Consider the following 13,423-nt stretch of genomic DNA (forward strand, 5'->3'; position numbering starts at 1 on the left):
TGTTCAAGAGCTCCAATCCATTCGTTTCTGACCGCTCGTCTTCGCTTTTTGTTGTCTGAGCAGAAAACTCTTAATCAAAACAGTGATGTTGTAAGATGGTAGAGAACTTATGTGAGAGAAAGAAGGAATATGTATGGCGAAACAGCAGGGTCTTCAAAAAGAGAAGATCTGGACGCGGGACTTTATTTTTATATGTATGGCAAACTTTTTTATTTTTGCAGGATTCCAAATGACCCTCCCAACGCTGCCTTTATTTGTGAATGAACTTGGTGGGAGCGACCAGCTTATCGGTTTTGTTGTTGGTATTTTCACATTATCTGCCTTGCTTATACGACCGTGGAGCGGTCATGTATTAGAGTCACTCGGAAGAAGAATAATCTTTTTAATTGGCTTAATCGTTTTTGTCATTTCCGTTGGCTCTTATGCGTTTACAGGAAGTTTGATTCTTTTGTTTCTTATGAGAGTAGTACAAGGCCTTGGCTGGGGAATGTCTACAACGGCGGTTGGTACAATTGCAACTGACTTGATTCCTCAAAAGCGAAGGGGAGAAGGCATGGGTTATTTTGGCCTTGCAGGGAATTTAGCGATGGCATTTGGACCAGCTCTCGGTTTATTCTTAATCGCTCTTTCTGGATTTCAAACGATGTTTTTGATTGCCGCTTCTGCCGGTTTACTTTCATTCATCATCGCTGCCTTTATTCGCTATAAACCTGCGAATAAAACACCGATTGAGAAAAAGAAATGGGATATATTTGAGAAGACAGCTTTAATGCCTTCAATTCTTCTTTTCTTTATTACAATGGTCTTTGGAGGAATCGCTACTTTTCTTCCGTTGTATGCAGAACAGCTAGGAATTGATGGAATTGAATGGTACTTTGTCGTATTTGCTGTTTCGCTTATGCTCGTACGTGCTTTCGCTGGACAAATCTATGATCGAAAAGGTCATAAAGCTATATTTCTTCCAGGTGCATTTTTGATTTTACTGGCTATGGTAGATCTAACTTTATTAGCCAATCAATTTATGCTCATTCTTGCGGCTGTGCTATTTGGCATAGGATTTGGCTCCGTTCAACCTGCTCTTCAAGCATGGGCTGTTAATGAAGCACCGCTTCACAGAAAAGGTATGGCTAACGCAACCTTTTTCTCCTTCTTCGATTTAGGTGTAGGACTTGGTGCGATGTTTTTCGGTCTAATTGCTTCTACTTTTGGATATGCTGATATTTATTTAACAGCTGGAATATCTGTCATCATTTCTATGGTGATCTACGTCATTTACTTAAAAAGAAGTGCAGCTGTTCATAAACATAGCGAAGCTGTTCAATGGAAGTAAGATTAAATAAGGAACACGTCTGTGTTCCTTATTTTGCTATCGACTAGCCGGAATGATCAAGTCTTTGTTTACTTCAGTTAGGTCTCGACAACCTGATAAGGCCATCGTAAGATCAAAATCTGCAATAAGGTTAGAAAGCACTTGTTTCACACCATTTTCACCACCAACCGCAAGGCCGTACATACATGGTCTGCCGACAAGCACCGCTTCGGCACCAAGCGCGATGGCTTTAAATACATCTGCTCCTCTTCTAATCCCGCTATCCATTAATACCGGAATGTGATTCTCAACAGCTTCAACAATAGCCGGAAGTGCATCCAGTGCTGCGATCGCACCATCCACTTGTCGTCCACCGTGATTCGAAACGATAATTCCATCTGCTCCATATTTAATCGCAAGCTTAGCATCATCTGGATGAAGAATTCCTTTTAAAATGATAGGAAGAGATGTGTATTTTTTTAGTTCTGCTAAATCCTCCCATGTTAATCCTGCATTCCCAAAAACGTTTGTCCAGTGCATAATCGCACCCATAGCGTCTTTTTCAGGCGGAACGTGAAGTCCTGCTCGAAAGGCAGGGTCAGTTAAATAGTTGCCAATACCTTCTCCAATAAGAAAAGGCAAGTAGACATTTTGAAGATCTAATTCTCGCCAGGCCATCATTGGTGTATCAAGCGTTACAACAATCGCAGAATATCCAGCATGCTCTGCTCGCTGAACAAAGCTTTTGGCAATCTCAGGATCGCGACTCCAGTAGAGCTGAAACCATTTTGGCGCATCGCCCATCGCGTCAGCAATCTCTTCCATAGAACGACTTGATGCTGAGCTTGCAATGTAAGGTATTCCCATTGAAGCTGCAGCTCTAGCAGAAGCAAGCTCACCTTCTTGGTGGATAATCGATTGAACTCCTACTGGAGCAACCATTATTGGAGAAGGGAGCATCTGACCGAATAAACCTACCTTTAAATTTCGTTCTTCAACGTGACGGAAAACGCGAGGAACTATGTTCCAACGTTTAAAGGCGTCTCGATTCGAATTTTTCGTATCTTCAGCACCAGACCCTCCAGCCACATAATCATAAGGACCATCCTCTAGTACTTCTCTCGCTCTTCTTTCCCAATCTTCATATCTTGTTGGAAGGCGATCAGGATCAGGCGCATGCATCTGCTTATATATGCCAAACTGTATCTTATTACCAATATTACCCATGATAACGACTCCTTTAACAATATGATTAAGTGAATCTTCTTTTCTTTCAAGCCAATTCCTTCTTAAAAAGGAAAAGTTTATTAAAGTTAAAGGCTTAATAGAAGGATTTCGCTCATTAGTTTCGAAATAGTAGAATGGCACTAAATTTGTTCATTAAGAACATATTGGAGGACAATCATGAAGCTTTCGATTATACATACGAACGATATTCATAGTCATTTTGATAATTTCGCAAAAGCGACATCACTTATTAAGGATTACGCAGATGACCAAACACTAATCTTGGATGGTGGTGACTTTGCTGATTTTAAAAGTATAGAGCTTCAAGGAACGCAGGGGATCGCGGCCGTGAAAATGCTTCAATCTGCCGGTTATGATGCGATTACAATTGGAAATAATGAACTCTTTAATGGAAATGAAACGCTAGAGCATATGGCGGTACATAGTCCTGTCCCTTTCATTAGTTGTAATCTTCTTAAAGCAAACGGTGCGTCATTTAAAGGGGTATTTAGAAGTACGATTATTCAAAAGCAAGGGATACGTATTTTGATTACCGGTGCTTCACCGGATTTGCAGGAATTTAATGATTTGATGGGTTTTCAAATTTTAGATTACATAGAAGCGATACAGAAAGAGATAGAAAGCCAAAAAGGAAACTATGATATTAGTATTGTGCTAAACCATGTTGGCACTGAAGGTGATATTGAACTGGCCGATGCAATTGATGAGATTGATTTGATTCTTTCCGCACATGACCACGTTCTCTACGATGAAGCTAAAGTAGTGAATGGCACCATTCTGAACTCAGCTGGTATGTACGGGGAACATATTGGTATTGTAGAAATAGAGGTTACAGAGGATGGTTTAACCTTATTAGCCTCCAGAGCGATCTCAACAGCAAAAGCGGTAGAGGATGAAGAGATTAAAGATATTTTACTTTCAAGTAAGAAAGAAGCGATCGACAATTTGAGTAAACCACTTTTCACAGTTAGTAAAACGCTCTGGCATGATGTACTTGAAGAAAACCCTATGGCGAATTTAATTGCGGACGGTTTAAAAGATCGCTTTGAATGTGACCTCGGACTAATTAACAGCGGCATCACTAATGGGGGAATCGTTGATTTTGTGTCTAATAAAAAGCTCATTGAAATATGTCCTTCACCATTAAATCCGACTTATTTTGAAATTCAGGGAAAGCACTTATATGCTGCTCTTGAAAGCTCGTTAGATAGTTCGGTTTGTATGTCAGATGGCAGGGGCCAGGCTTTCGAGGTAAATATGTTGGGCGTCTTCATGTATCAGGTGCAGTGATCCAACATGATCAAAAGAAAATACATTCTATTACGATTAATAATGAGGTGTTAGATCCAGAAAAGTGGTATCGAATTGCCTCTTCTGATTATTTGTTAAGGGGCTCTGGGTATCCGGACTTAGCATTTAACCGGAACTTCTCCTATCAATCTGATGAAATAAAAGATGTGATAAGAGAATATGCCGAAGATCAAACCTTCGTAGAAAATGCATTTAAAAAGCGCTGGGTGGTTCCAAATGGAGTAACGTTAGACGTTCATTAATGAACTCACTTATAATAGAACATAAATCTTTTCCTAATAAAGAGATTACTAAATGGTCAACTTAAATGGTTTTTTTGATAAACAACAGAATATGTTTTGAACAAATGGGGAGCGCTTGCTTAATAAAAAGTAAGCGCTCTAAGTCGTTTTAGGGCAGTAGATGGGAAGAGTGAGCATATGTTCATCATCGTATTCAATACGAATCGCTCACCATGATCAAGAGATTTTTCACAAAATGTTCACTTACGTAAAAAAATTGAAATGACTATACTATTCACTATGCTTGAAAGAAGGGAGGAGTATTTTTCAAAAACGAAGTAGAAGAGTGATATTCTGGCCTAATGATGTACTTTGGGATCGTAGATCGTATGCAGGGAAACATTTTATAATTTATCTATGAACAAGCTAATTTGAGAAAGGGCTCTTATGGTAGGGCTCCTGAATCTAATGATTTACCTTGTTTTAGAAAATTTTAGTGGTAGCTCCAATTGCGAGGAAGACCACGTAGGGTAATACATACATATGTTCATAATTAGGAATCAGAGGAATAATGTGGACTACCCTAATATCTTTGGGGGCGCAATGTAAAGATGCACACGTTTAAAGGAGGTATTTGATATGTCAAATGCTAAGGTGAAGAAAATAGTGATCGTTGGCGGAGGAATTGGTGGACTATCAGCTGCTATTGCTCTAGGTGAGATAGGAATTGAAACAGAGATTATTGAACTAAAACAAAAATGGGAAGTATATGGCGTTGGAATATTTCAACCACCGAATGCACTTAGAGCTTTAAATGAACTAGGAGTAGCAAATACATGTATGGAATGGGGCTATAGCTTTGATGGAATGGAATATTGTGATGCGGAAGGGAACCGATTTGCAGAACCTCAATCTCCAAAAATTGATGGGTATCCTGGGCTAAATATTATTTCTCGAAGGACGTTGCACTCCATTTTATATGAGAAAGCAAAGTTTGTAGGAACAAAATTTAGGATGGGAACAACTATAGTAGATATTCATCAAGGTGATGACCAAGCTCAAGTAAAATTAACCGATGGATCTATGCTCACAGCGGATTTAGTTATTGGTTCAGATGGTCAGAATTCTAAAGTGAGAAATTTGATGTTTGGAAAGGTTGAACAAGAATATCTCGGGCAAGCGGTATGGCGTTATACGTTACCTCGGATGGAAGACATAACAAGAAGTACTTTGTATTACGGTCCGAATGCAAAGGCAGGTTTGGTTCCAATGTCTGAAGATGAAATGTATCTGCTGTTAACAACTTCTGAACCCGGAAATCCAAGAATGCCAGAAGATCAGTTAGATCAAATTTTACGTAACAGATTGGGAGATTTTGGTGGAAAAATAGCTGAAGTTAGAGAGCAAATTGTAGATCCTAAAGAAGTCGTTTACCGTCCGGTTTTTAGTTATTTATTACCGTCTCCTTGGTATCAAGGTCGAGTATTGTTAATAGGAGATGCTGCCCACTCCACCGCCCCACATCTTGGACAAGGTGCGTCTCTTGCAATTGAGGATGCTGTTGTTCTAACTGAACTTATTCAACAAGGACTAAATGTGACTCAATTGTTAAAAGCATTTAATGACAGACGTTATGAAAGGTGTCGTATGCTTGTTGAAAGCTCGAATCAACTTGTTAAGTGGGAGTTTTTAGAGTGGGATGGAAAAATGCCTGATGATGTTAATGTTCCTAAATTTGCTTATGAAACGTTAGCAAATATGAATGAAGCTATATGATCCGGGCAACTCTATGAAAAAAGCGGAAAGACTTATGCATCTATAAGGAGAACTACTTTTATATGAAAAATAGATTGGAATATTTCAACCGATCATAAGAGAAAAATTTTATTATTTCATAACATCATAAATGTTGAAGTTCGAGCTTTATTAATCAGGCGTAATTTCGTACTAAGAAATTACGCCTTTTCTATGTAGAAATGGTTAAGTAAGTGGGGGAATTTCAATAGAAACTAAATACCGGGGTTTATTTATACTTTTTGAAGATTAAGTGGTTTGCGATTGTTACCAATAACTCTCTGGGTAAATAGGAGGGAGTGCTTTCGGATTGCACAATTGTCCTAATTGTTTTACATTTGTGCAAAGGGGAGAATGCGATGGAGGAAAGAAAGGAAATTAATACGCTATATCAAGTTGCAGAAATGTACTACGAGCAAGATATGACGCAAAGTGAAATAGCGAAAGAACTCGGGATCTATCGAACAACCATTAGTAGAATGTTGAAGAAAATAAGAGAAAAAGAAATCGTACAAATCCGTATCAATTATGATGTCTTCAAAGATGTTACCATCGGGAGAAAACTAAAAGAACAGTATCAACTGAAAGAAGTCATTCTCATCCCCGAGAAAAAAGGTGCCTCTAGTGACCAAAATTTAAAGGCTATGGGGCAAGCATGTGCAAAGTTCTTAGATGGAGTAGTCAAAACTGATGATGTTATAGGAGTTTCATGGGGAACATCTCTTGCCGCCGTTGCAGAGGAATTGAATCCTCAAAGAACTCAAGAAGGAATCATGTGTGTCCCGCTTATAGGTGGACCGGACGGTAAACTAGAAAGTCGTTATCATGCTAACACCATCGTTTATGAAATAGCTAAAAAGTGGAAAGGAAATTCTAAATTAGTTGATGTTCCCGCAATCGTTCAATCAGAAGCGTTAAAAGAAGCGTTGATGGATTCTGAACACTTTCGTGAAGTTGAGGATTTATGGGGAAAGTTGACAATTGCCATTGTAGGTATTGGGTCCCCACTAATCAGCGACGGTCCAAACTGGCTCGCTTTTTATGGAGAAAGATTCCAGGGTGAAATGGAAAAGAGTAAAGTAGCAGGGGACATTTGCTCAAACTTCTTTGACAAATCCGGAAAGACTCTAGATACGAGACTCTCAAATCGCACAATTTCAGTTGATATGAATGATCTTCATAAGGCAAGGTACACCATTGGAGTAGCTGAATCTAAGGAAAAGGTTGAAGCAATCCGCGCCGCGCTAGTATCTGGTCACCTTAATGTTCTTGTCACAACGGAAGAGACGGCAAGTGAGTTATTGAATGATGAGCTTGGTTAAACATGAACATTAAGCTGAACTCGAATTTAAGCTTTATGACATGATTTTACGACGGGATCACTTAGAAAAATCGCCTCATCTAAAAGTATATTTGTATGTGCAAAACGAGGTGTACCTTCATAACAGTTAACTTCAGCTATTGGACAAGCCTATTTATTCTTAAAAAATTGTCAGTTTGAAGAAAGGTTAATAAGATTGGAAGCGGCAAGATGTATCTTTATTTACCCCTATTGTAACTAACGTGTTCATACTGTCGAAACAAGAGTTAGAAAAATCACGTTAAAAGGAGAGGTTTGAAATGAAGCAAGTGAATTGGGGAATTGTTGGACCAGGAGGGATTGCTACAGATTTTGCACAGGCGATTAATGAGGTTAATGGGCAAATCTTTGGGGTCTGGGGAAGAAATGTAGAAAAAGCTAGGGAATTCGCTGATCGTTATGGAGTAGAGCACGTATATGAGAAAACGGAAGATATATTTAAGGATGATCGCATTGATATCGTATATGTAGCAACTCCACATAGTATTCACTATTCTTTCATCATTGATGCTTTGGATTCTGGAAAGCATGTTCTATGTGAGAAGGCAATCACAATGAACGGTGAACAGCTGCAAGAAATTATTAATTTAGCAGAGTCCAAGAAACTAATCGTAGCGGAAGCGATGACGATTTATCATATGCCTCTATACAAGAAGTTAAAAGACATTATCCAAGAAGGTAAAATTGGAAAAGTCAATATGGTCAATGTGACCTTCGGTAGTTGCAAGGAAGATGATCCAACCAATCGTTTTTTCAATCCAGACCTTGCTGGTGGTGGGATGTTGGACATTGGTACTTATGCTCTTTCATTCACAAGGTTTTTCCTATCCAGTCAGCCAACGGAACTTCATACAACTGTTAAGAAATATGAGACAGGGGTAGACGAACAATCCGGAATTGTGTTGAAAAATGATCAGGATGAAATGGCAGTTGTCTCATTGGCGATGAGGGCTAAGATGCCTAAGCGAGGAATCGTAGCTGGAGATGAAGGGTTCATCACAGTAGATAATTTTCCAAGAGCTGATAAAGCAACAATTACATATACATCTGATGGTTCTGTAGAAACAATTGAAGCTGGAGAAGAAAGAAGAGCCCTTATGTATGAAGTGCAGGCAATGAATGACCTGATTTTGAATAACAAAGAGAATTGGACCTTACCACTTTCACGTCAGGTAATGTCGTTAATGGATGAGGCCCGTCAGAAGTGGGATCTTACGTATCATTTCGAATAAAAAATACTTTTACAGTTCCAATGTGTGACATGATTCAATTCTATTCTTAGGTTTCTTAAATCTGCTCAATTCAAGGAAGGAGAGAATAAGATGTATAGAGGTATTGACCATATAGGGATGACCGTACCAAATATAGAAGTAGCTACTAATTTTTTCCGGGAAGCTTTTGACGTTAAAGTTTGTTATGATGCGCAGCGACCCGAACATGATCCGATGAAAGGAGAAGAAGTAGAGAAACAATTGGGGTTACCATCTGGAAAAATAATTATTCATATGCGTCTATTGAGAATCGGTGAGGGACCAACTATTGAACTTTTTCAGCTAGGAACAAAAGCAGACAAGGATCCAGCGAAAATATCTGATTTGGGTCTACATCATTTTGCTTTATATGTTGACGATATTAAAGAATCTTCTAAACGTTTCGAAGCTGCAGGTGGCTCTCTTTTGTCGGAACCCCACCCACTGGCTGGAGTGGAAGATGGACCACGTAATAGTGGAGTATATGGGACAACCCCTTGGGGAAGTTTGATAGAATTAATAAAGTATCCTGATGGTATTGATTACCCGAGTGAAAGTGAAGCAAAGAGATGGAGCCCTCCAAAGCACTAGAAATTGATCCTGTTCTTTATTGAACTTTTGAATGGAACAAGTTATGTTTCCTATGTAAACAACACTTCAGATTTAAGTCAGCATTTATGCTGACTTTTTTTATAGTTTAAGCAGGGAAAAGGGTTTTGCAAAAAAAGCGACTCACACCAACAAGAAAGCGAAAAATCTCCCCTGCAATCTGATGTGCAATTGTAATGAACAATTTAGTAGAAGGACTATGTTTTCAATCTACATAATATCAATATTTTAAACTATTATATTATTAAAGGGAGAGGGTAAATTTGATACACCACATCGAGCTGTATGTATCAGATCTGAAAGAAAGCACAGAATTTTGGGGATGGTTATTAAAAGAACTTGGTTATACACCATTTCAAAATTGGAAAGAAGGGAGAAGCTGGAGAGATAAAGAAAGCTATATCGTATTTGTGCAAGTTGAGGAGAAATACAAAGAAGTGGGATATCATCGTAAACGGATTGGTATAAATCATCTCGCATTTCGTGCTCATTCAAAAGAGCAGGTAGAAAATATTCGATTAATGCTCGTACAAAAACAAACATCTATTTTATATAACGAGCTATATCCTCATGCGGGAGGCATTAATCATTATGCGCTTTATTTTGAAGATCCAGATCGAATAAAGGTAGAAATTGTATCACCTAACATATAATAAATTTCAATTACCGTATTGTATACACAAAATTAAAAAATAATAGTCATTAAAATTATTGCAAATCACGAGCGACGTCAATACAAAAAACAGGCCAATTTGGCCTGTTTTCTTTATCCCTTATAAGTCTTTCCGATATACTGAACGATCTTACGTAACTCTGTAACAGTAGGACGACCAAATGGACTTGTTTGTCTTTGTTGATAAAGCAATTCGCCCTTATCATCAATAAGGAAGTAGGCTGGCTCACCATGAGCGCCATGATCTTCATATGGATCATCTTCTCTATGATAGTGAACATCATATGCTTCAAGTGCTTTTAAATCCTCATCAGCTAATACTGGAAAAGAAAGATTCTTTTCTTCAGCCATTGCTTTTAAATCATCAAATTTATCAGTTGATATAGTTGTAATATGAACATTTTTCCCTTCAAAGAAACCAGTACTTTCTTCTAGACTTTCAAGATCACTCACACAAACGGGGCACCAGGAACCTCTAAAGAAAATGACGAGGTGCCATCCACCTTTTTCTTTACGGTATGATTCAAAAGAATATTCTTCGCCGTTTACTGCAGGAAGTGAAAAATTAGGGACTGCGTCTTTCAATGCAAATTTAGACAAAACTATTTCCTCCTTTGAATAATAACAATCTCCTTATAATGTAAGGCAGTTGTTATGATACTCTAATTCAGAAATAAATGATGTAAGATACCTTACTCTATTTTGAGACTGAATAATTGACAAAGATAATTGTCGTTATAGCCTTTTTATTGGTAATAAAAACGAATTGGCTATCATACGTTCAGAACAAACTAATTGCACGTATTCCAACACAATGATACAAAACATATATTGTGTATCATTATGAAAATGAATGAAAGCTTATTTTTAGGGGGTTTTCTCTTTTCGAACAGAACGAAGAAAGGTATAATGATACATATTAATCAAATATTTATCATTAACGATACATATTAAATAGAGAAAGAAGGATGCCCTCATGAACACGGTTCAGCCGATTCGTGATCCTCAGAAGATCAAATTAGTAAAAAAACATCTACGAAAGCGAAATTCCAGAGACTGGTTTTTATTTAATATGGGAATTAATACCGGTCTGCGGATTAGTGATTTACTTCCATTACGCGTGGGGGACGTTCGAAATCAAACACACATTATTATTAAGGAGAAAAAAACAGGGAAAGCCAAACGATTTCCGATCAACTATTCTCTTAAGGAACTCATTGAGTCGTATACGTTTGATATGGAAGAACGTGATTTTTTATTTCCATCGAATAAAACCGATTTACCGATTCAAAGAGGACAAGCGTACAAAATATTAAATCAGGCTGCAGCGGAAGCAGGACTTTCCGAAATTGGAACACATACTATGCGTAAGACGTTTGGTTATTTTTACTATAAACAAACAAAGGATGTTGCAATGCTTCAGAAGATCTTTGGACATTCTGCACCATCGATTACATTAAGGTATATTGGAATTGAGCAGGAGCAAATGGATGAATCATTGTTCAACTTTAGTTTATAAGTGAAGCAATGATAGACATGTTATAATTTATAAAAGAGGGGGGGAGGAGTTGAAGGTATAAATATAGTTTTGCTTTAAGAAAAACTTCTTGATGCTGCAAAAGCATATTAATGAAGAAACTCATTTGAATTACTGTTTTTGTAACCGATTACAAACAAGAAGGAGGTTATCCCTTTGGATAAAAAAGATCACGTTGATCCTACCGAATCATCTATACATACGGATTTTAAAAACAATATGACTTACGGAGAATACTTAAGTCTCGATCAAATACTCTCTGGGCAAAATAGACTTTCAGACCATCATGACGAAATGCTCTTTATCATCATTCATCAGGTTAGTGAATTGTGGATGAAGTTAATTTTGCATGAACTTAAAGGAGCCATTGAAGCAATTGAAAATAATGAACTTTCGTCTGCCTTTAAAATGCTTGCACGTGTTTCAAAGACCCAAACCCAAATTATTCAGGCTTGGGATGTTCTTTCAACATTAACCCCTTCAGAATATATGGAGTTTCGGGATTCGCTCGGACAAGCATCTGGTTTTCAATCTTATCAATACCGCATGATCGAATTTTCATTAGGATACAAAACATCACACGTGCTTAAAATCTATGAAAAGGATGAAGAACTTCACGCACAACTGAAGAATGCTTATCAAAAACCCGGCATTTATGATGTCGCCATTAAAGCTCTATCCAGGGCAGGTTTACCGATAGATCAGGAAGTTCTTCAGCGCGATGTAACCAAAACTTATGAGAAGAATGATTCTGTGCTGCAGGCATGGCTGACGGTATACCGGAATGTCGATACATACTGGGATCTTTATGAGCTTGCCGAAAAGCTCGTCGATATTGAAGACTGGCTGCAGCAATGGAGATTCCGTCATATGAAAACCGTTGAAAGGATTATTGGCTTTAAGCAGGGTACAGGAGGCTCATCAGGGGTCGGTTATTTAAAGAAAGTACTTGATCACCGTTTCTTCCCAGAGCTCTGGGATATTCGAACTGCTCTATAGGTGATTATAATATCATTATGTAAACTTATGTGAAAAACGCTCTCATTTGGGAGCGTTTTTTTATATGAGTAGTTCATTTAGTATTGCATCACTTTCTAGGAAAGAGAGCGCCTTCCTTTGAAAATCTTCATCATGAAGGTACGTATATCGATGGGGCTTAACAGAAGGAGCCTTTAAAATAGCTTCAGCCAGGTCAGATTTCTGCATACGTTCTTTCTTAAGGTAATCAAAGAAACCAGTACGTTCAAATACTTTCCTCATCCGTATCGCTCTGTGGTTCTGCACATTAGCCATAATATAAGTTGCGATTCCGACCTGTATGCCGTGCATGTGCGGATTTGATAATTGTTTATCGAGCGCATGTGAAATTAAATGCTCCGAACCACTAATTGGTGCGCTATTGCCGCTAATAACCGTTGCCACACCGCCCATTGTTAACGAGCTTACAAGTTCTTTAATAAAGATCGGATTTTGAATATCTGACATCGGCGTTCGAATGAAACTGTTAACAGCCTTCTTACTTAGCATCGCTGCAAAGGCATTTACGTGGCCTTTCCCGTTCTTTTCTTCAAACTCCCAATCATAAAGAGCCGTTATATTACTCATTAGATCACCAACTCCTGCAAGCAAGAAGTGAGAAGGGGCTTGTTTAATCACTTCGAGGTCAGCAATGATCCCATAAGGTACCTGTGCAGGAACAGTAGTTTTTTTGTGATTCACAATAAGAGAGCAGTTGCTACTAGCAAAACCATCATTTGAGGCAGAGGTCGGCATGCTTATAAACGGTAGTTTTCTAGAGAACGCAATATATTTCCCATAATCTATAACCATACCACCGCCCATAGCAATCACAACATCATAAGAATCATGGGAAAAAGCATACCCGATTAGATCATGAATGGTTTTCCCAGGTTCCATCTTTTGAAGATCGATGGAGACATATTTCATATTCTCCTGAAAGGACTCGCCATAAGTCTCATATGTAAATTCATCGAATAAAAATAGGGCATGATGAAAGCCGTGCTTTTGGAGAATCATATCAAGCTGATGGCGGATACCAGAACGAATCTCCAAAATGGCAGGGATCGGAATATTCGTTAATGGATGCATGG

At 38.3% G+C, this 13,423-nt stretch carries 13 protein-coding genes; 10 read left to right on the forward strand and 3 right to left on the reverse strand.

Annotated elements, in window-relative coordinates; all coding sequences use genetic code 11:
• Positions 1-133: 133 nt before the first annotated feature.
• Positions 134-1,330 carry an MFS transporter gene (locus ACIFPW_RS18480; protein WP_430246484.1) on the forward strand — a complete coding sequence of 399 codons (1,197 nt, stop codon included), beginning with the start codon at positions 134-136 and terminating at the stop codon, positions 1,328-1,330.
• 36 nt (positions 1,331-1,366) lie between these two features.
• On the opposite strand, the gene ACIFPW_RS18485 is transcribed toward ACIFPW_RS18480, so the two are convergent.
• Positions 1,367-2,536, reverse strand: coding sequence for a lactate 2-monooxygenase (locus tag ACIFPW_RS18485; protein ID WP_430246486.1), 1,170 nt, complete (start codon positions 2,534-2,536; stop codon positions 1,367-1,369).
• A 177-nt stretch (positions 2,537-2,713) separates the two neighbouring features.
• Here ACIFPW_RS18485 and ACIFPW_RS18490 point away from each other — a divergent pair, with 177 nt between their 5' ends.
• The 7 genes from ACIFPW_RS18490 to ACIFPW_RS18520 all read left to right on the forward strand — a co-directional run bounded on the left by ACIFPW_RS18490 (position 2,714) and on the right by ACIFPW_RS18520 (position 9,755).
• Positions 2,714-3,847, forward strand: coding sequence for a bifunctional metallophosphatase/5'-nucleotidase (locus tag ACIFPW_RS18490; RefSeq protein ID WP_430246487.1), 1,134 nt, complete (start codon positions 2,714-2,716; stop codon positions 3,845-3,847).
• On the forward strand, positions 3,844-4,110 hold the full coding sequence (locus tag ACIFPW_RS18495) for a hypothetical protein (protein WP_430246489.1): 267 nt from the start codon (positions 3,844-3,846) through the stop codon (positions 4,108-4,110). Before ACIFPW_RS18490 ends, ACIFPW_RS18495 begins: the two co-directional genes overlap by 4 nt.
• A gap of 618 nt (positions 4,111-4,728) precedes the next feature.
• On the forward strand, positions 4,729-5,865 hold the full coding sequence (locus tag ACIFPW_RS18500; protein WP_430246490.1) for an FAD-dependent monooxygenase: 1,137 nt from the start codon (positions 4,729-4,731) through the stop codon (positions 5,863-5,865).
• Positions 5,866-6,242: 377 nt separating this feature from the next.
• A complete protein-coding gene (locus ACIFPW_RS18505; protein ID WP_430246492.1) occupies positions 6,243-7,205 on the forward strand; it encodes a sugar-binding transcriptional regulator in 963 nt (320 codons plus the stop codon).
• Between the two features lie 298 nt (positions 7,206-7,503).
• Positions 7,504-8,475 carry a Gfo/Idh/MocA family protein gene (locus tag ACIFPW_RS18510; protein ID WP_430246494.1) on the forward strand — a complete coding sequence of 324 codons (972 nt, stop codon included), beginning with the start codon at positions 7,504-7,506 and terminating at the stop codon, positions 8,473-8,475.
• 90 nt (positions 8,476-8,565) lie between these two features.
• Positions 8,566-9,084, forward strand: coding sequence for a VOC family protein (locus tag ACIFPW_RS18515; RefSeq protein ID WP_430246496.1), 519 nt, complete (start codon positions 8,566-8,568; stop codon positions 9,082-9,084).
• Between the two features lie 281 nt (positions 9,085-9,365).
• A complete protein-coding gene (locus tag ACIFPW_RS18520) occupies positions 9,366-9,755 on the forward strand; it encodes a VOC family protein (RefSeq protein WP_430246497.1) in 390 nt (129 codons plus the stop codon).
• Positions 9,756-9,868: 113 nt separating this feature from the next.
• Here the strand turns inward: ACIFPW_RS18520 and ACIFPW_RS18525 are convergent, their stop codons facing one another.
• The gene (locus ACIFPW_RS18525) at positions 9,869-10,375 is read right to left on the reverse strand and encodes a peroxiredoxin family protein (protein WP_430246499.1); all 507 of its coding nucleotides are present in this window, start codon (positions 10,373-10,375) and stop codon (positions 9,869-9,871) included.
• 376 nt (positions 10,376-10,751) lie between these two features.
• Here ACIFPW_RS18525 and ACIFPW_RS18530 point away from each other — a divergent pair, with 376 nt between their 5' ends.
• A complete protein-coding gene (locus ACIFPW_RS18530; protein WP_283154238.1) occupies positions 10,752-11,294 on the forward strand; it encodes a site-specific integrase in 543 nt (180 codons plus the stop codon).
• 174 nt (positions 11,295-11,468) lie between these two features.
• Entirely contained in the window at positions 11,469-12,311 is an 843-nt protein-coding gene (gene kynA, locus ACIFPW_RS18535) for a tryptophan 2,3-dioxygenase (protein ID WP_430246501.1), read from the forward strand.
• A gap of 60 nt (positions 12,312-12,371) precedes the next feature.
• Here the strand turns inward: kynA and ACIFPW_RS18540 are convergent, their stop codons facing one another.
• The gene (locus tag ACIFPW_RS18540; protein WP_430246503.1) at positions 12,372-13,421 is read right to left on the reverse strand and encodes an iron-containing alcohol dehydrogenase family protein; all 1,050 of its coding nucleotides are present in this window, start codon (positions 13,419-13,421) and stop codon (positions 12,372-12,374) included.
• Positions 13,422-13,423 lie beyond the last annotated feature (2 nt).

The organism is Pseudalkalibacillus sp. NRS-1564, assembly GCF_050467905.1.
GTDB classification, from domain to species: Bacteria; Bacillota; Bacilli; order Bacillales; family Guptibacillaceae; genus Guptibacillus; species Guptibacillus hwajinpoensis_B.

Bases quoted from the DNA above. Each gene is read 5' to 3' on its own strand.
- ACIFPW_RS18500 (WP_430246490.1), top strand. From the start codon at position 4,729: ATGTCAAATGCTAAGGTGAAGAAAATAGTGATCGTTGGCGGAGGAATT.
- ACIFPW_RS18540 (WP_430246503.1), bottom strand. From the start codon at position 13,421: ATGCATCCATTAACGAATATTCCGATCCCTGCCATTTTGGAGATTCGT.
- ACIFPW_RS18530 (WP_283154238.1), top strand. From the start codon at position 10,752: ATGAACACGGTTCAGCCGATTCGTGATCCTCAGAAGATCAAATTAGTA.
- ACIFPW_RS18510 (WP_430246494.1), top strand. From the start codon at position 7,504: ATGAAGCAAGTGAATTGGGGAATTGTTGGACCAGGAGGGATTGCTACA.
- ACIFPW_RS18490 (WP_430246487.1), top strand. From the start codon at position 2,714: ATGAAGCTTTCGATTATACATACGAACGATATTCATAGTCATTTTGAT.
- ACIFPW_RS18480 (WP_430246484.1), top strand. From the start codon at position 134: ATGGCGAAACAGCAGGGTCTTCAAAAAGAGAAGATCTGGACGCGGGAC.
- ACIFPW_RS18505 (WP_430246492.1), top strand. From the start codon at position 6,243: ATGGAGGAAAGAAAGGAAATTAATACGCTATATCAAGTTGCAGAAATG.
- ACIFPW_RS18515 (WP_430246496.1), top strand. From the start codon at position 8,566: ATGTATAGAGGTATTGACCATATAGGGATGACCGTACCAAATATAGAA.
- ACIFPW_RS18485 (WP_430246486.1), bottom strand. From the start codon at position 2,536: ATGGGTAATATTGGTAATAAGATACAGTTTGGCATATATAAGCAGATG.